The sequence below is a fragment of the Streptomyces sp. NPDC050564 genome, from assembly GCF_044457265.1.
Taxonomy (GTDB): Bacteria; Actinomycetota; Actinomycetes; order Streptomycetales; family Streptomycetaceae; genus Streptomyces.
On sequence record NZ_JBITGS010000018.1, the window covers coordinates 187,666 to 203,358 of the forward strand.

At 69.3% G+C, this 15,693-nt stretch carries 16 protein-coding genes; 11 read left to right on the forward strand and 5 right to left on the reverse strand.

Translation table 11 applies throughout. The annotated features are described in order from the left end of the window. Window positions 1–35: 35 nt before the first annotated feature. Window positions 36–347: a hypothetical protein gene (locus tag ACIBK0_RS27935; protein WP_399085632.1), complete on the reverse strand. Its 312-nt coding sequence runs from the start codon at window positions 345–347 to the stop codon at window positions 36–38. After that, window positions 334–531: a helix-turn-helix domain-containing protein gene (locus ACIBK0_RS27940; protein WP_399085635.1), complete on the reverse strand. Its 198-nt coding sequence runs from the start codon at window positions 529–531 to the stop codon at window positions 334–336. Before ACIBK0_RS27940 ends, ACIBK0_RS27935 begins: the two co-directional genes overlap by 14 nt. A 278-nt stretch (window positions 532–809) precedes the next feature. On the opposite strand from ACIBK0_RS27940, the gene ACIBK0_RS27945 reads away from it, so the two are divergent. The 3 genes from ACIBK0_RS27945 to ACIBK0_RS27955 all read left to right on the forward strand — a co-directional run bounded on the left by ACIBK0_RS27945 (window position 810) and on the right by ACIBK0_RS27955 (window position 3,061). Then, window positions 810–1,361, forward strand: a complete 552-nt coding sequence (locus tag ACIBK0_RS27945) for a multiprotein-bridging factor 1 family protein (RefSeq protein WP_399085638.1) — start codon at window positions 810–812, stop codon at window positions 1,359–1,361. 135 nt (window positions 1,362–1,496) lie between these two features. After that, window positions 1,497–1,682, forward strand: coding sequence for a hypothetical protein (locus tag ACIBK0_RS27950; protein ID WP_399085641.1), 186 nt, complete (start codon window positions 1,497–1,499; stop codon window positions 1,680–1,682). Between the two features lie 80 nt (window positions 1,683–1,762). Then, on the forward strand, window positions 1,763–3,061 hold the full coding sequence (locus ACIBK0_RS27955; RefSeq protein WP_399085644.1) for a tyrosine-type recombinase/integrase: 1,299 nt from the start codon (window positions 1,763–1,765) through the stop codon (window positions 3,059–3,061). Window positions 3,062–3,149: 88 nt separating this feature from the next. Here the strand turns inward: ACIBK0_RS27955 and ACIBK0_RS27960 are convergent, their stop codons facing one another. Then, window positions 3,150–4,376, reverse strand: coding sequence for an acyl-CoA dehydrogenase family protein (locus ACIBK0_RS27960; protein WP_399085647.1), 1,227 nt, complete (start codon window positions 4,374–4,376; stop codon window positions 3,150–3,152). Window positions 4,377–4,545: 169 nt separating this feature from the next. Here ACIBK0_RS27960 and ACIBK0_RS27965 point away from each other — a divergent pair, with 169 nt between their 5' ends. After that, a complete protein-coding gene (locus ACIBK0_RS27965) occupies window positions 4,546–5,190 on the forward strand; it encodes a TetR family transcriptional regulator (RefSeq protein ID WP_369244910.1) in 645 nt (214 codons plus the stop codon). A 91-nt stretch (window positions 5,191–5,281) separates the two neighbouring features. Here ACIBK0_RS27965 and def read toward each other — a convergent pair whose 3' ends face one another. Then, the gene (def, locus tag ACIBK0_RS27970) at window positions 5,282–5,821 is read right to left on the reverse strand and encodes a peptide deformylase (RefSeq protein ID WP_399085651.1); all 540 of its coding nucleotides are present in this window, start codon (window positions 5,819–5,821) and stop codon (window positions 5,282–5,284) included. Between the two features lie 154 nt (window positions 5,822–5,975). On the opposite strand from def, the gene ACIBK0_RS27975 reads away from it, so the two are divergent. From ACIBK0_RS27975 to ACIBK0_RS28005, 7 genes are all read left to right on the forward strand, one after another. After that, window positions 5,976–7,214 carry a MurT ligase domain-containing protein gene (locus tag ACIBK0_RS27975; RefSeq protein ID WP_399085654.1) on the forward strand — a complete coding sequence of 413 codons (1,239 nt, stop codon included), beginning with the start codon at window positions 5,976–5,978 and terminating at the stop codon, window positions 7,212–7,214. Window positions 7,215–7,233: 19 nt separating this feature from the next. Continuing rightward, window positions 7,234–7,962: a type 1 glutamine amidotransferase gene (locus ACIBK0_RS27980; RefSeq protein ID WP_399085657.1), complete on the forward strand. Its 729-nt coding sequence runs from the start codon at window positions 7,234–7,236 to the stop codon at window positions 7,960–7,962. Window positions 7,963–8,197: 235 nt separating this feature from the next. After that, window positions 8,198–9,223, forward strand: coding sequence for a 6-phosphofructokinase (locus ACIBK0_RS27985; RefSeq protein ID WP_399085660.1), 1,026 nt, complete (start codon window positions 8,198–8,200; stop codon window positions 9,221–9,223). A gap of 180 nt (window positions 9,224–9,403) precedes the next feature. Next, a complete protein-coding gene (locus ACIBK0_RS27990) occupies window positions 9,404–10,357 on the forward strand; it encodes a cytochrome c oxidase assembly protein (RefSeq protein ID WP_399085663.1) in 954 nt (317 codons plus the stop codon). 247 nt (window positions 10,358–10,604) lie between these two features. Next, entirely contained in the window at window positions 10,605–12,080 is a 1,476-nt protein-coding gene (locus tag ACIBK0_RS27995) for a DUF6777 domain-containing protein (protein WP_399085666.1), read from the forward strand. 39 nt (window positions 12,081–12,119) lie between these two features. Beyond that, window positions 12,120–14,210, forward strand: coding sequence for a protein kinase (locus ACIBK0_RS28000; RefSeq protein WP_399085669.1), 2,091 nt, complete (start codon window positions 12,120–12,122; stop codon window positions 14,208–14,210). A 93-nt stretch (window positions 14,211–14,303) separates the two neighbouring features. Next, window positions 14,304–14,462 (forward strand): hypothetical protein, encoded by a 159-nt coding sequence (locus ACIBK0_RS28005; RefSeq protein WP_399085672.1) that lies wholly within the window; start codon window positions 14,304–14,306, stop codon window positions 14,460–14,462. A gap of 3 nt (window positions 14,463–14,465) precedes the next feature. On the opposite strand, the gene ACIBK0_RS28010 is transcribed toward ACIBK0_RS28005, so the two are convergent. Then, complete coding sequence (locus tag ACIBK0_RS28010; protein ID WP_399085675.1) at window positions 14,466–15,671, reverse strand: sensor histidine kinase; 1,206 nt, start codon at window positions 15,669–15,671, stop codon at window positions 14,466–14,468. Window positions 15,672–15,693: the final 22 nt, after the last annotated feature.

The window sequence follows — 15,693 nt, forward strand, 5'->3', positions numbered from 1 at the left end:
CCGGACTGGACTCCGACGGTTGGGGTCGCGGCCGTTTAGGCGGCGATGGGCTTGGCGTACTTGTTGGGCATGCGCTCGCCGTTGGCCAGAACCCAGCGGATGTGGTTGGCCGTCATGCGCGGCGACTTGCCGATGTAGGTGTGGGGGATGCGATCGGCCTGGATGGCCTCGACGACCCAGTTCTCGGTCTTGCCGAGCAGCTCCGCAGCCTTGGCCGGCGTGAACGCCGTGAGCTCCAGCTCGGCGGCGGAGGGGGCTGCGGCGAGGCGCTCGACGGCTGCCTTGATCTCCGTCAGGCGCAGGATCAGAGTGGTTTCGGTGGGGGGAGCCAGGTCATTCCTGGTCACGGGGTGTCTCCTCGTGGGTTATGGCCTTGATGGGCACGTTGAGCTCTTCGGCGTAGCGGTGGAGGGTTCCGTTGCCTGCTCCCTGTTGGCCGTTTTCGATGCGGGAGAGGTAGCCGGGGTCGATGCCGATGGCTTCGGCGAGCCGCCTCAGGCCGATCCCCCGTGCCTCGCGGATGGCTTTCATTGCGGCTCCGTTGGGTCTCACAGGACTCAACGTAGGCGCAACGAGTGGATCCGCGCAAGGCGTATCGCCGGTTTCCTTGGGTGTTTTTCTGGGTTCCTTGGGTGTAGATCTGGGTCGAGTGCCGAAACCTGTGGCCATAGATGCGCGGAGCGCATGGGGGCGCACACGGGACGCAAGCGCAACGAAGTGCTAACGAGGCAACAAATTTGAGCCGCTAAGACCGATCAATCCTGGTCAATTGGGGGATTCGGTGGGTGCGTGTTGCCAAACCGTGCGGCATGATGAAAGCCATGACAGAGGACCGGACCACACTGCGCTGGGCTGAGCTCGCGGAGGCCATCAGGTCAGCCCGCGAAGCGCGCGGGCTCTCCCAGGTCGACCTCGCGCAACTGGCTGACATCAGCGAGGGGAGCGTCCAGAACCTTGAGAGCGGCAAGGCGCGCAACCGCATGCCGCAGACCCTCGCCAAGATCGAGCCGCATCTCGGCTGGGCGGCAGGCTCGGGCCGCGCCATCCTCGATGGCGGCGAGCCCACACCTGCAACCGCCGAGGCGCCAGACGATGCCGCAGCCGCCGAGGGGGCGCTGCGCCGCAAACTCCCGCTGCGGATCGTCGACGAGCTGGAGAGCGACGATCCCCTGCTCGATTCCACTGTCATCCAACTGCCCGGCGCCGATGGCGCGCGCATGACCGTCGTCGTCCACGGTCGTCCCGATGCCACGCCCGAGCAGATCCAGGAAGCACTCCTCGCCTGGCGGCAGGCCGAGCGCAAGCTGCGACGTCTGCCCGACGGGGAAGGTGACGAACCTCAGGCAGCCAACGGGTCGTAACCGCCTGCACACTGATTGCTGTCAACCCCTCCCCCACCATCCGGCAGTGTGGTGTCATGTGCGAATACCACAATGGGGGCCGCCCGCGGTGGTCTTGGGGGACCTATGTCTGTGCGGGTTCTACCTGTCTCGGGTATGCCTTACGGCGTCGAGATCTGGCTTGACGACAGCGAGGGCGAGTTCACGATCTACGTCGACCGTGCGCTGATAACGGATCGGGGCGCGAAGCACCTTCAGGCAGTCCTCCGGCGCCATGCCGTCGGCTGGCAGCGCCTCGACCATTCCTTCGTGCACCGCGCCTTGCGGGCGATCACTGGTTGACAATGGGCACGGGTCGACCTCGCCGTTCCCCCACCGGCGTTGCCGTCTCCGCTCCTTTCAACGCCTCCGCGAGGTGAACGATGGCGCACGCCGAGAAACGCACCTACGACAAGCGAGCCCGCAAGTGGCGCTACCGCGGCCGGTACAAGCTGCCCAACGGCAAGTGGGGCTCTGTCTCCCGGGACAACAACGGCCAGCCGTTCTACACCGAGCGGGCTGCCGAGCAGTACGCGCACGGACTCGAAGTCGACGTGCGCCGCAAGCAGTTCGTCAACCCCAGGGACGGGCGTATCACCGTTGCCGAGTGGGCTGAAGCCTGGCTGCCGTCCATCGACGTGGGCCCGCTCAGTGAGAAGGAGTATCGGCTCCGGCTGAAGAACCAGATCCTCCCCGAGTGGGGAGACGTCGCGGTCGGCGATCTGTCGCCCACGGCGATCGTCACCTGGGAGAAGAAGCTCCGCAAGGAGCTGTCGAAGAACTATGCGGACGCCGTGATGAGCGTCTTCCGTACCTTGCTCGACGACGCGGTCACCGAAAAGCTCCGCGGTGACAACCCCGTCGCGACCCGCAAGTCAGGCCGGCGCGGCAGGTACCAGCCCAAGCCGAAGGACGAGAAGGTCATTGCGACGCCTCGGCAGGCGCTGCTGATAGCCCGCAATGCGCTGGAGATGCGGGGTCTGAACGAGCACGCCATCGTCCTCGCGTCCGCCTACACGGGCCTGCGTATCGGTGAGTTGGCCGGCGTGCACCGCGACCAGCTGGCGCTGAAGGACCGCGGCGAGGGGGCTCGCCTGCACTCGGTGCAGCAGAGCCAGTACGTCGGAGGCGTGTTCACGGAGATCGACAACAAGTACGACTCGGGCCGCGGGCTCATCCTCCCGGCGTTCCTCGCCGAGCTCCTGCAGGAGCTGATGGACTCCCGGCCGGACAGCGAGTGGGTCTTTACCGCTCCGAAGGGTGGCCGGCTGCTGCGGGGTGGGGACTGGTACACGGACACGTGGCAGCCGATGGTGTCTGGCCGGGCGCCCCGTGGTGTGGTGCGCGGTGCGAGGGAGCGGGTCGGTGTGCGCCCTGTTGTGGGCGTGGAGGGCCTGACGCCGCATGGGCTGAGGCATTCTCACAAGGTCTGGCTGGATGAGGGGAATCATCCTAGAGTTGCTGTTGAGGCGCGGATGGGGCATGTGCTCCAGGGCGTCGAGGGCACGTACTCGCATGTGACGTTGGCGATGGAGTTGGCGATTGCCGAGTACCTCCAGGGGTTGTGGGAGGGCTCGTTGAGGAGCGTCGTGGATCGCCGCGAGTTCGGCCCCTATCCCCCACTTGAGGCCCGCCGTGAGAAACGATCTCCCAGTTGTCTCCCAATTCCAGATGGATCTTGATTTGGGCAGACAGGAGAAGCCCCCTCGTGAAGTCGAGGGGGCCTTCTTGTGCGAGTCGATCTATGCGCGTTCCGCTGCCGTGACGTATCTAGCGGATCGGCATCCCGGACAGCGTGCGGGCAATCACCAGACGCTGGACCTCACTCGTACCCTCGAAGATCGTGTAGATGGCCGCGTCCCGGTGCATCCGCTCGACCGGGTACTCCCGGGTGTAGCCATTGCCGCCCAGGATCTGGATCGCCTGCGCGGTCACCTTCTTCGCGGACTCGCTGGCGAACAACTTCGACATGGACCCCTCGGCCGCGGTGAACGGCTTGCCGTTGATCGCCATCCAGGAGGCGCGCCACACCAGCAACCGCGCCGCGTCGATCGACGTCCGCATGTCGGCGAGCTGGAAGGCAACCCCCTGGTTGTCGATGATCGGCCGCCCGAACTGCTCACGCGTCTTCGCGTAGTCGAGGGCCACCTCGTACGCGGCCCGAGCGGTACCCACCGCCATGGCACCCACGGCCGGGCGGCTCGCCTCGAACGTCGCCATCGCGGCGTTCTTCACGCGCTCTCCGCCTGTCTTGGCGCGCTCACGGGCGCGGGCCAGGCGGTCGTCGAGCTTCTCCTTGCCGCCGAGGAGGCAGGAGCCGGGGATACGGACGTTCTCCAGGACGACCTCGGCGGTGTGCGAGGCCCGGATGCCGTGCTTCTTGAACTTCTGCCCCTGGGAGAGGCCCGGTGTGTTCGGCGGGACGATGAAGGAGGCGTGCCCCTTGGAGCCCAGCTCGGGGTCGACGACCGCGACGACGACGTGGACGTTGGCGATGCCGCCGTTGGTCGCCCAGGTCTTGGTGCCGTTGAGGACCCACTCGTCCTTGGCCTCGTCGTAGACGGCGCGCGTCCGCATCGAGGCGACGTCCGAGCCGGCGTCGGGCTCGGAGGAGCAGAAGGCCGCGACCTTGACATCGTTGGTGTCGCCGTACATCTGGGGAATCCAGGTGCCGATCTGCTCCTCGGTGCCGTTGGCGAGGACGCCCACGGCGGCGAGGCCGGTGCCGACGATGGAGAGGGCGATGCCCGCGTCGCCCCAGAACAGCTCCTCCATGGCCATCGGTATGCCGAGGCCGGTGGGGTCGAAGTACTGCTGGGCGTAGAAGTCGAGGGAGTAGATGCCGACCTTCGCGGCCTCCTGAATGACCGGCCAGGGAGTTTCTTCGCGCTCGTCCCATTCGGCGGCCGCGGGGCGGATCACATCGGCGGCGAAGCCGTGCAGCCAGTCCCGGACCTCCTTCTGTTCGTCGTTGAGCTCCATGGTGAACTCGGCCATGTCCCCTCCAGCGCTGCACTAAAGTGTTACTTGCGGTAACTGGAGTGTGTTACTGACCAGTAGGAAAAGTCAACTCCCGAGCCACGCTCGGTAGCCCGTTCGATACCCATACGCCGACGAGTGTTAGTTTGCGCAGGCGTCACCGAATCACCACGGGTGGGGAGAGCACATGGACACCACACAGCGGACCGATCAGCAGAGGTCCGCCGACCGCCGCCGGCGCGAGCTGCTGGAAGCCGCCGACCGGGTGGTGCTCCGCGACGGCCCCGGGGCATCGATGAACGCCATCGCCGCCGAGGCAGGCATCACCAAGCCGATCCTGTACCGCCACTTCGGCGACAAGGGCGGACTCTACGCCGCGCTCGCCAAGCGGCACACCGACGCCCTCCTCGGAGCGCTGCGGGCGGCACTGGACGCGCCGGCCGAGCGCCGGGAGCGGGTCGAGTCGACACTCGACACCTATTTGGCGGCCATTGAGGCACGCCCACAGGTCTACCGATTCCTCATGCATCCGGCGGAGGGCGGCCAGCCGGGCGACCAGGGTTTCGACGTGGGCAAGCACTCCGCGCCGTTGCTGCGCCGCATGGGCGAGGAGCTCGCCGAGGTCATCGAGGAGCGCGTCGACCTCGGCCCCGGCAGCCAGCAGCTCGCCCGGGTGTGGGGCCACGGGATCGTCGGCATGATGCATGCCGCCGGGGACTGGTGGCTCGGGGAACGGCCGTGTTCCCGGGCCGAGTTGGTGCGGAGTCTGGCCGACCTGCTCTGGGGCCGCCTTGCTGCGGCGGGGGACAAGATCGGCGGTCCTGGGTTCTGAGCCCGGCACGGGGCGCCGGGCTGTGACATTGCGCGGCTCCGCCGCGTGGGCGCGACCAGCCATGGCCGGCCCCCCGGCCGGCCGACAGAACTCAGCGGCTCCAGGACGCCCGCGCCGCCCGGCGCATGATCCGCCGACGCCGCCACCCGGTGAGCCGGTCCACGTACACCCCGCCGTCAAGGTGATCGCACTCGTGCTGCAGGCACCGCGCGAACCAGCCGGTGCCGTGCACGCTCACCGGCCGGCCGCTCACGGTGAACCCCTCGACGACCGCGTGGTCGTACCGCTCGGTCCCCGCCTCCAGACCCGGCAGCGACAAGCAACCCTCCGGGCCCCGGAGCACCACACCGTCCGCCTCGACAAGGCGTGGGTTCACCACATGTCCCATGTGGCGGACATCCTCGTCGTCGGGGCAGTCGTACACGAACACCCGCAGCGACTCACCGACCTGGTTGGCCGCGAGGCCAACGCCCTGTGCGGCGTACATCGTCGCGAACATGTCCTCGACGAGTTGCGCGAGTTGGGGGCCGAACTCGGTGACGTCTTCACACGGTGTGTGCAGGACGGGGTCGCCGAGCAGCGTAAGGGGCCGGACGCGCCCGTGGGTGCCCGGGATGGAGCCGTGTCGCATGGCGGCAAGGGTACGGTCCTTGATGGCGCGCGCATGTCGCGCGGGCGCCGTGGTGGTGCCGCGATTCGGGCGCGTGAGTGGATCTCGATAGGCTGAGGCCCACACGGTGCCGGGGGCAGGGGCGCGGCGCGTACGCAAGGAGGATCGAGAAACGATGTCAGGCAACTCGGACCCGCTGACGCCGCGGGCCAAGCTGGCCGTGACGGCGGGCAAGGCGGCAGCGGCCGTCTCGCGTGCCGCCGGACGCGGCAGCGGATCGGTGATCGGCGGCCGGGTGGCACTCAAGCTCGACCCCGACCTGCTGGCCCGGCTGGCCACACACCTGGACGTGATCCTGGTCTCGGCCACCAACGGCAAGACCACCACCACCCGGCTGATCGCGGAGGCGCTGCGTGCCGCGGGCCCGGTCGTGTCGAACGCCCTGGGTGCGAACATGCCGGCCGGTATCACCTCGGCGCTCGCGGGCGGTTCGGACGCCAAGTACGCGGTCATAGAGGTCGACGAGAAGTACCTCTCCGGTGTCGCGCGCGACACCGACCCCAAGTGCATCGCACTGCTCAACCTCTCCCGCGACCAGCTCGACCGGGCCGCCGAGACCCGGATGATGGCCGAGCACTGGCGCGAGGGCCTGGCCGGTTCCAAGGCCGTCGTGGTGGCCAACGCCGACGACCCGCTGGTCGTGTGGGCCGCGTCCTCCTCACCGAACGTCATGTGGGTGGCGGCCGGTCAGATGTGGAAGGACGACGCCTGGTCCTGCCCGTCCTGCGGCGGTGTGATGCAGCGCCCCGGCGACGACTGGTTCTGCGGCGAGTGCGGCTTCCGCCGGCCGACGCCGACCTGGGCGCTGTCCGGCGACCACGTCCTCGACCCGCACGGCTCGGCCTGGCCGATCCATCTGCAGCTGCCGGGCCGCGCCAACAAGGCGAACGCCGCCTCGTCGGCCGCCGTCGCCGCGGTCTTCGGAGTTCCCCCGCAGGTCGCCCTGGAGCGCATGTACCAGGTGCAGGCCGTGGCCGGGCGCTACGACGTGGTGCAGTTCATGCAGCGCGACCTGCGGCTGCTGCTCGCCAAGAACCCCGCGGGCTGGCTGGAGACGTTCTCCCTGATCGACCCGCCGCCGACCCCGGTCATCCTGTCCGTGAACGCGCGCGGCGCCGACGGCACGGACACCTCCTGGCTGTGGGACGTCGACTACACGCGTCTGACCGGGCACCCGATCTTCGTTCTCGGCGACCGGAAGCTGGACCTGGCCGTGCGCCTGGAAGTCGCCAACCAGCACTTCCAGGTCTGCGAGAACCTCGACCAGGCCGTGCAGATGGCACCGCCGGGACGCATCGAGGTCATCGCGAACTACACCGCTTTCCAGGATCTGCGGCGTCGTGTCGGCAACTGAGCCACGGAGGACGAAGAAGATGAGTGACAACAGCCTGCGTCTGGTGTGGATCTACCCGGACCTGCTGAGCACCTACGGCGACCAGGGCAACGCGCTCGTCGTGGAGCGCCGGGCCCGTCAGCGCGGCCTCGACGTGGCCCGCCTCGACGTGCGCAGCGACCAGCCGATCCCGACCTCGGGCGACATCTATCTGATCGGCGGCGGCGAGGACCGGCCGCAGCGGCTCGCCGCGGAGCGCCTGCGCCGCGACGGCGGTCTGCACCGCGCGGTCGGCAACGGCGCGATCGTCTTCTCGGTCTGCGCCGGCTACCAGATCCTCGGCCACGAGTTCGTCAACGACCTCGGCCAGCGCGAGCCGGGTCTCGGCCTGCTCGACGTGGTCTCGGTGCGCGGGGAAGGCGAGCGGTGCGTCGGCGACGTCCTCGCGGACATCGACCCGCGCCTGGGCCTGCCCCAGCTGACCGGCTTCGAGAACCACCAGGGTGTGACCCACCTCGGCCCTACCGCCCGCCCGTTCGCGAACGTGCGGCTCGGCAAGGGCAACGGCACGGGTGACGGCACCGAGGGCGCGTACAACGACACGGTCTTCGGCACGTACATGCACGGCCCCGTCCTCGCCCGCAACCCGCAGATCGCCGACCTGCTGCTGAAGCTGGCGCTCGACGTGAATGCGCTGCCGCCGATCGACGACCGGTGGTACGAGGCGCTGCGCAACGAGCGCATCGCGTCTGCACAGCAGCCTGCGTGAACGCAGCTGGACAGCAGCCTGCCGGACCGGCTGGAGACCCGCGCGGTCCGCTCGAGAAACGGTTCCGCGGGACACCGGCGGGAGCCCGTCTGACAAGGCCTCCGCTCACGTGTGCGGGCGCGTCCAGCAGGCGGACGCACGATGCGGACCCGCCCCCTGCCGCCGGTAGGGTGGCGGGGTCCAGCCGGACAGCGTGGTCCGGTCTCCGGCCCACGTTGAGAAGGTATTTCGGGCTATGCGCATTGGTGTCCTCACGTCCGGCGGCGACTGCCCCGGCCTGAACGCCGTCATCCGGTCCGTCGTGCACCGTGCCGTCGTCGACCACGGCGACGAGGTCATCGGCTTCCGGGACGGCTGGAAGGGCCTCCTGGAGTGCGACTACCTCAAGCTCGACCTCGACGCGGTGAGCGGCATCCTGGCTCGCGGCGGCACCATGCTCGGCTCCTCCCGGGTCCAGCCGGCACATCTGCGTGACGGCGTGGAGCGGGCCAAGGGCCATGTCGCGGAACTGGGCCTCGACGCGATCATCCCGATCGGCGGCGAGGGCACCCTCAAGGCGGCCCGGCTGCTCAGCGACAGCGGGCTGCCCATCGTCGGCGTTCCGAAGACCATCGACAACGACATCGCCGTCACGGACGTCACCTTCGGCTTCGACACGGCCGTCGGCGTCGCGACCGAGGCACTGGACCGGCTGAAAACCACCGCCGAGTCCCACCAGCGTGTCCTGATCGTGGAGGTCATGGGCCGCCACACCGGCTGGATCGCGCTGCACTCCGGCATGGCGGCCGGCGCCCACGCCATCGTCGTACCGGAACGCCCCTTCGACATCGAGGAGTTGGCCGCCAAGGTCGGCGAGCGCTTCGAGGCGGGCAAGCGGTTCGCCATCGTCGTGGCCGCCGAGGGCGCCAAGCCTCGCGCGGGCACGATGGAGTTCGACGAGGGCGGCAAGGACATCTACGGGCACGAGCGCTTCGCCGGGATCGCCCGGCAGCTCTCGCTGGAGCTGGAGGAGCGGCTCGGCAAGGAGGCCCGTCCGGTGATCCTCGGGCACGTGCAGCGGGGCGGCACGCCGACCGCGTACGACCGTGTCCTCGCGACGCGGTTCGGCTGGCACGCGGTGGAGGCGGTGCACCGTGGGGAGTTCGGCCGGATGACCGCCTTGCGCGGGACCGACATCGTCATGGTGTCGCTCGCCGAGGCCGTGGAGACCCTCAAGACGGTTCCCGACGAGCGGTACGCCGAAGCGGAGTGCGTGCTCTAGAGGTTCGGCGGGTTGCGGGTTCGTCGTGGCTGATCGCGCCCACGCGGCGGAGCCGCAGGCGGTCACAGCCCCGCGCCCTGTCAGAGGCGCTGGTACCGACCCCGGTCACAACAGTGACCGGGGTCGGTCCTAGTCTGGTGCGGACAGACAGCACAACCCGTACGAATCAGGAGCCGGCCGATGGATCACAGCGGGCACGGCATGACCATGGATCTGCCGCCGTTCACGCTGGGGCGGGGGCTCGAATGGTCCACGGACCCGTTCTTCCTCGTCGCCTGCCTGATGGGGCTCGGCCTGTACAGCTGGGGGGTCGTGCGGCTCAAGCGGCGCGGCGACAAGTGGTCGTGGGGCCGAACCGCCGCCTTCGTCGTCGGTGTACTGACCGTGATGTCCGTGATGTGCACCAAGCTGAACGACTACGGCATGGTCATGTTCAGCGTGCACATGGTCCAGCACATGGTGATCAGCATGCTGTCACCGATCCTGATCCTGCTCGGGGCGCCGATCACACTGGCGCTGCGCGCGCTGCCGGTCGCGGCGAAGCGGGGCAACAAGGGACCGCGTGAGCTGCTGCTGATGTTCCTGCACAGCCGGTACATGCGGATCATCACGCACCCCGCGTTCACCATTCCGCTGTTCATCGCGAGCCTGTACGCGTTGTACTTCTCGCCGATCTTCGACTTCCTGATGGGCTCCAAGGCCGGCCACATCGCGATGATGTGTCACTTCCTCGCGGTCGGCCTGGTCTTCTTCTGGCCGATCATGGGCGTCGACCCGGGCCCGCACCGCCCCGGCTATCTCATGCGGATGCTGGAGCTGTTCGCGGGCATGCCGTTCCACGCGTTCTTCGGCATCGCACTGATGATGGCGTCCTCTCCGATGGTCGAGACGTACAAGAACCCCCCCGCCTCGCTCGGCATCGACGCACTCGCCGACCAGAACGCGGCGGGCGGTATCGCCTGGGCGTTCAGCGAGATCCCCTCCGTCCTCGTACTGATCGCGCTGCTGTTCCAGTGGTACGGCTCCGAGCAGCGGCAGGCCAAGCGCGCGGACCGGGCGGCGGACCGCGACGGCGACAAGGAACTCGAGGCGTACAACGCCTATCTGGCCTCACTCAACGCACGCGGTCGCTGAATTAACTTTTCTCTTCACGTTGCGTGAAAGCCGTTTCCATTCAGTAGCATGGAATGTGAAGCCCCCGCGTCCGGTCTTCCGGTGCGCGGGGTCCACGGGGGAAACCGCAGGGGGAGCGGTCATGACATTTCGTGCGTCCATGCAAAGGGCTGGGATATCGGCAGCCCGCAGGATCGCTCTACTGCTGGTTTCCGTGCTGATAGTCAGCGGGTGCAGCAAATCCGATCAATTGTTCGTCGTGCGTGCCGTGGCCGCAGGAATTTCGCAGGCCGATCCCTTCTTCAAGGAGGACGGCAAGCTCGGCAGGGACACCCACGTCCCCGAGGCACGACCGGCCGGCGGGGTACAGGCCAGCAACAGTCCGGGGCTGTACGGGGGCACACCGGGCGGCGGGAACAGCCCGGGCGGAAACGAGACGGGCGGGGACGGCACCGGCGGAGACGGGACGGGCGGGAACGGGGCGGGCGGCGGCACGGGCGCGGACAACGGTTCGCCAGGACAGGATGTTGGCGGTGGGGCCACCGGTGAGTTCGGCGGATCGACCAAGCCGGGCACCTGCGTCGTGGCAAAGCTGAAGAAATTCCTCACCGCTCCCGAGAACTCCGCGAAGGCGCGGGAATGGGCGCGAGTCCTGCATATCGGCACCGCCGAGATCCCGCATTACATTGATCAACTCACACCTGTCGTGTTGCGTCACGACACTCTGGTGACGAATCACGAGTACAAGCACGGCAAGGCCGTCCCTTTCGACGCGTTACTGCAGGCGGGAATCGCGATTCTGGTCGATAAGCAGGGGCTGCCCGCCGTGAAGTGCTCCTGCGGGAATCCGCTGCGTCCTTCCGAGGTGAACATCAAAAAGACCTCGGTGCAGTTCAAGGACGGAAACAAGAAGTGGTCCGGATATCAGCAGGACCACATCGTGATCGTCGAGACGCCGCCCGGGAACCCCGAGATCGACCGGCTGCAGCTCATCGACGTCAACGACCCCGATCGCGGGATCGCCCGCGAGCTGGGCGCCGACGGTGACGACACGTCCTTCGACCCGCACGCGGAACAGACCGTGCCGACCGTCACCGGCATGACGTTCGCCCAGGCGGCGCAGCACCTCACCGACGCCGGGCTGGCCTTGGCGTACGACGGCGACTCCCTGCCGCCGGACGACGCCCAGGTCACTGCCTCAGAGCCTGTCCAGGGCAGCACGCTGGAGTGGGGCGCCTCCGTGACGCTGTTCGTGCAGTCCGACGACGGCGGGCAGAGCACTCCGCAGGATTCCGGCGGCGTGACCACGGGTCCGGACGAGTCGAGCACCGGACCCGACGACTCCAGCACCGGACCGGGCGACTCCAGCACCGGACCGGGCGAGTCCAGCACCGGACCGGATGAATCCGCTACCAGTCCCGGCGCGTCGAGCACCGGTCCGGGCGAGTCCAGCACCGGAGCCGGCACGACGCCATCGACGACGAACACGACACCGACGACCGACGGCACGGACTCGCCGCCCGTCTCGGACACCACCGCGCCGAACACGCCGACGAGCGATGCGGCGACCCCCTCGGAGTCCGTCTCGACCGCCCCGTCCCCCATCGAGCCGACGGACAGCGGCGCGCCGGGGGCGAGCGGCTCCTCCTCGGTCGACCCCGGCCTCAGCGACTCCGCGCCCGGTGCCCCCTCCTCCGCGACCGACGCGACCGACTCCGGTGGGCTCACCGGAGGCACGTCCTGATCCGCGTACGAACCAGCGCAGAACCCGGGGAGCAACCGGATGGCACCAGGATCACCGCAATCGGGAGTGGGCCGGATCATCGCCGGCCGGTATCGGCTGCTGGACCAGGTCGGCTCGGGTGGGATGGGCCATGTGTGGCTCGCCCACGACCAGCGGCTCGACTGCGATGTCGCACTCAAGGAGATCAGGTTCCGCACCACGCCGGAAGGCGGTGAGGAGCACGAGTCCCGCATCGCACGCGCCCGCGCCGAGGCACGGCACGCCGCGGTGCTGCGCGGGCACCCGCACGTGGTGACCGTGCACGACGTCCTGGAGCACGAGGGTCTGCCGTGGATCGTGATGGAGAACGTGGCGGGCGCGGAGGATCTACGCGCCTGGCTCGCCCGGCGCGGACCGCTGGCCCCCGCCGAGTGCGCCCGCATGGGCCTCGCGGTGCTGGACGCCCTGACCGCCGGGCACGAGCGCGGCATCATGCACCGGGACGTGAAACCTGCCAACATCCTGCTCGCTCCGGACCGCACGGGCACACCGGGCGCCCGGATTCTGCTCACCGACTACGGCATCTCCGTCCAGCCGGACTCCTCCGAGACCCGCTGGACCAGGACGTCCATCCTGGTGGGCACGGCCGGCTATCTGGCACCGGAGCGGGCCACGGGCGGACCGCCGACCGCGGCGGCCGACCTGTTCTCGCTGGGCTGCACCCTGTACTTCGGCGTGGAGGGCCACGGGCCGTTCGACCGCGACACCGATCTGGCCGCCATCACCGCCGTGGTCCTGGAGGAGCCGCCGCCACCCCGGCGGGCCGGGGCGCTGCGGTCGGTCGTCGAGGCACTCCTCGTCAAGGATCCCGCCCGGCGGATCTGCGCGGAGGACGTGGCGGCGGCGCTGGCCAGGATCATCACGCCCGGGCCGCATCCACCGACTCGGGTCGACACGGGCTCGCAACCGCCCTGGGCCGGTCTCGTCACCTCCGACGGGTCTTCGGGTCCTGGTGGCGGCGCGATGGGAGACCAGGGCCTCGCCGCACCGGCCGCGTACACGCCCACGGCCATGGGCCCCGGCGGCGCGGTGGGAGACCAAGGGTCAGCCGCACCGGCCGCGTACACGCCCACAGCCATGGGTTCCGGCGGCCCGGCCCGCGACCAGGGCTTCGCCGCACCGGCCGCGTACGCTCCCACCGCCCAGGCGCCGGGTGCGTACACCCCGACCGCACCGGGACCGGGCGCGTACATTCCGCCGGGCCAAGGGTTCGGCCCACCCTGGGCCGGGGCGCCGCCCGCTCCCACGCCAGGGCCCGGAGGCCGGCGTCGGCGCAAGCGCCCGCGCGCCCTGCAAGCCGTGGCGGCGGTGCTCCTCGCGCTCGGGCTGACGGCCGGCGGCGTCTGGTACGCGATGGCGCACAAGGCCGAGCTGCCGTACGGCGCCGAGGTGGGACTGTCCGAACCGCTCCACAAGGGCGACTGCGTCCTCGGCGATCCCGCCCCCTGGAAGGCGACGGGTGTCCCGCGTCTGACGCTGGATCCGAGCTGCAAGGCCCTGCGCCCCGACGGGCAGGTGATGGCGCTTTACAAGGCCCCCTCGTTCGAGGTCGCGCAACGCCAGGGCGAGAACCAGTGCTTGGAGCGGACGAAGAAGACCGCGGGCAGGCTCGCGTGGAACGTGCGCAGCATGGCCGTCGTCCCCACCCGCGAGGGCTTCGCCGCCACCGGGGGCACCGTCGCGTGCCTGCTGGTCGGGAAGGACGGGCCGGTGTACGGCCCGCTGGGCGACCTCCGCCCCTACGGGATGACCTTCACGGACGCCACCCAGATCCAGCGGGGGGACTGCCTCGGCCATGTCGACGGCGAAGCACGGGTCAACGATCACTACGAGCTGGTCGCCTGCGACAAGGAGCACGTCGGACTCGTCGTCGACATCACGCACCTCACGAGCTACGCGCCGGACCAGGACCCCTTGGAACAGGCGAACGCACAGTGCGAGAAGGACGCCCCACCCGAGAAGCACCACTACAGCAGTACCACCTACTGGAGTCACGGCCTGCGCAGCACGGGGATCTGGTCGAAGGGCACGTACCTGGTCGTCTGCAGCATCGAGCGCCTGGACAAAACCCTCATGCACGCGGACCCGTAGGCCGCCCGGCCCTGGCGAACCACCTCCCCCCGGGTGAAAATGGGCCCAAGGCCACGGCCCGCGTCGCGGACCCGCCTGGAGGAGGGTGCCGCGATGCCCGGTTCGACGAAGGCGATGGGCGTGATCACCGTGAGTGGGCTGGTCGTGGTGACCGCCTACACGGTGGCGCTCGGCAGCAACGGCTGGTTGTGGTTCGGCTGGGTGGTCCTCGGCCTGATCACGTTGGGGATGGTGGCCTCGCGCAGTATGTGAGGGTCACTCCCGGGGCAGCCGTCCCGCCGAGTGCACGCCCGGCTGGTACTTGGGCAGCCGGGCGGTGATCTTCATGCCGGCCCCCACCGCCGTCTCGATGACGAGGCCGTAGTCGTCCCCGTACACCTGGCGCAGGCGTTCGTCGACGTTGGACAGCCCGATGCCGCCGGAGGGGCTGACCTCTCCGGCCAGGATGCGGCGCAGCCGGTCGGGGTCCATTCCGGCGCCGTTGTCCTCGATGACGACCAGCGCCTCGGCGCCCGCGTCCTGAGCCGTGATACTGATGTGGCTCTTGTCGGTCTTGCCCTCCAGGCCGTGCTTGACGGCGTTCTCCACGAGGGGCTGCAGACAGAGGAAGGGCAGCGCGACCGGCAGCACCTCGGGCGCGATCTGCAGGGTGACCGACAGACGCTCCCCGAAGCGGGCTCTGACCAGAGCCAAGTAGTGGTCGATGGCGTGCAGTTCGTCGGCGAGCGTGGTGAAGTCGCCGTGCCGGCGGAACGAGTATCGGGTGAAGTCGGCGAATTCCAGGAGCAGTTCGCGGGCGCGTTCGGGATCGGTGCGGACGAACGAGGCGATCACCGCGAGCGAGTTGAAGATGAAGTGCGGTGATATCTGGGCGCGGAGTGCCTTGATCTCGGCCTCGATCAGCCGAGTACGGGACTGGTCGAGGTCGGCGAGTTCCAGTTGCACGGAGACCCAGCGGGCGACCTCGCCCGCGGCCCGTACGAGGACGGCGGACTCACGGGGCGCGCAGGCGACGAGCGCCCCGTGCACCCGTTCGTCGACGGTGAGCGGCGCGACGACGGCCCAGCGCAGCGGACAGTCGGGTTCCTCGCACGTCAGCCGGAAGGCCTCGCCACGGCCGGTCTCCAGCGGTCCGCCGAGCCGCTCCATGATCTCGGCGCGGTGGTGCGCCCCCACGCCGTCCCAGGCGAGGACCGTCTCCTGATCGGTGAGGCAGAGCGCGTCCGTGCCGAGCAGCGTGCGCAGCCGTCGCGCGGACCGGCCCGCCGTCTCGCCGGTGAGGCCCGCGCGCAGCGGTGGCGCGGCGAGCGAAGCGGTGTGCAGGGTCTCGAAGGTGGCATGCTCGACGGGGGTGCCGAGCCCGCCGAGGCTCTCGGGCCGCGCGGTGCGCCTGCCGAGCCAGAACCCGGCGGCGAGCAACGGCAGTACGGCGACACAGAGACCGGCGAGGAATCCGCTCATGTCTGGGCCTCGTTCGCGAAGC

Excerpts from the sequence above, each read along its gene's own strand:
- ACIBK0_RS27940 (WP_399085635.1), bottom strand. The coding sequence starts at position 531 with ATGAAAGCCATCCGCGAGGCACGGGGGATCGGCCTGAGGCGGCTCGCC.
- ACIBK0_RS27950 (WP_399085641.1), top strand. The coding sequence starts at position 1,497 with ATGCCTTACGGCGTCGAGATCTGGCTTGACGACAGCGAGGGCGAGTTC.
- def (WP_399085651.1), bottom strand. The coding sequence starts at position 5,821 with ATGCGACACGGCTCCATCCCGGGCACCCACGGGCGCGTCCGGCCCCTT.
- ACIBK0_RS27960 (WP_399085647.1), bottom strand. The coding sequence starts at position 4,376 with ATGGCCGAGTTCACCATGGAGCTCAACGACGAACAGAAGGAGGTCCGG.
- ACIBK0_RS27980 (WP_399085657.1), top strand. The coding sequence starts at position 7,234 with ATGAGTGACAACAGCCTGCGTCTGGTGTGGATCTACCCGGACCTGCTG.
- ACIBK0_RS28000 (WP_399085669.1), top strand. The coding sequence starts at position 12,120 with ATGGCACCAGGATCACCGCAATCGGGAGTGGGCCGGATCATCGCCGGC.
- ACIBK0_RS27975 (WP_399085654.1), top strand. The coding sequence starts at position 5,976 with ATGTCAGGCAACTCGGACCCGCTGACGCCGCGGGCCAAGCTGGCCGTG.
- ACIBK0_RS27990 (WP_399085663.1), top strand. The coding sequence starts at position 9,404 with ATGGATCACAGCGGGCACGGCATGACCATGGATCTGCCGCCGTTCACG.
- ACIBK0_RS27955 (WP_399085644.1), top strand. The coding sequence starts at position 1,763 with ATGGCGCACGCCGAGAAACGCACCTACGACAAGCGAGCCCGCAAGTGG.
- ACIBK0_RS27965 (WP_369244910.1), top strand. The coding sequence starts at position 4,546 with ATGGACACCACACAGCGGACCGATCAGCAGAGGTCCGCCGACCGCCGC.
- ACIBK0_RS27985 (WP_399085660.1), top strand. The coding sequence starts at position 8,198 with ATGCGCATTGGTGTCCTCACGTCCGGCGGCGACTGCCCCGGCCTGAAC.
- ACIBK0_RS28010 (WP_399085675.1), bottom strand. The coding sequence starts at position 15,671 with ATGAGCGGATTCCTCGCCGGTCTCTGTGTCGCCGTACTGCCGTTGCTC.
- ACIBK0_RS27945 (WP_399085638.1), top strand. The coding sequence starts at position 810 with ATGATGAAAGCCATGACAGAGGACCGGACCACACTGCGCTGGGCTGAG.
- ACIBK0_RS28005 (WP_399085672.1), top strand. The coding sequence starts at position 14,304 with ATGCCCGGTTCGACGAAGGCGATGGGCGTGATCACCGTGAGTGGGCTG.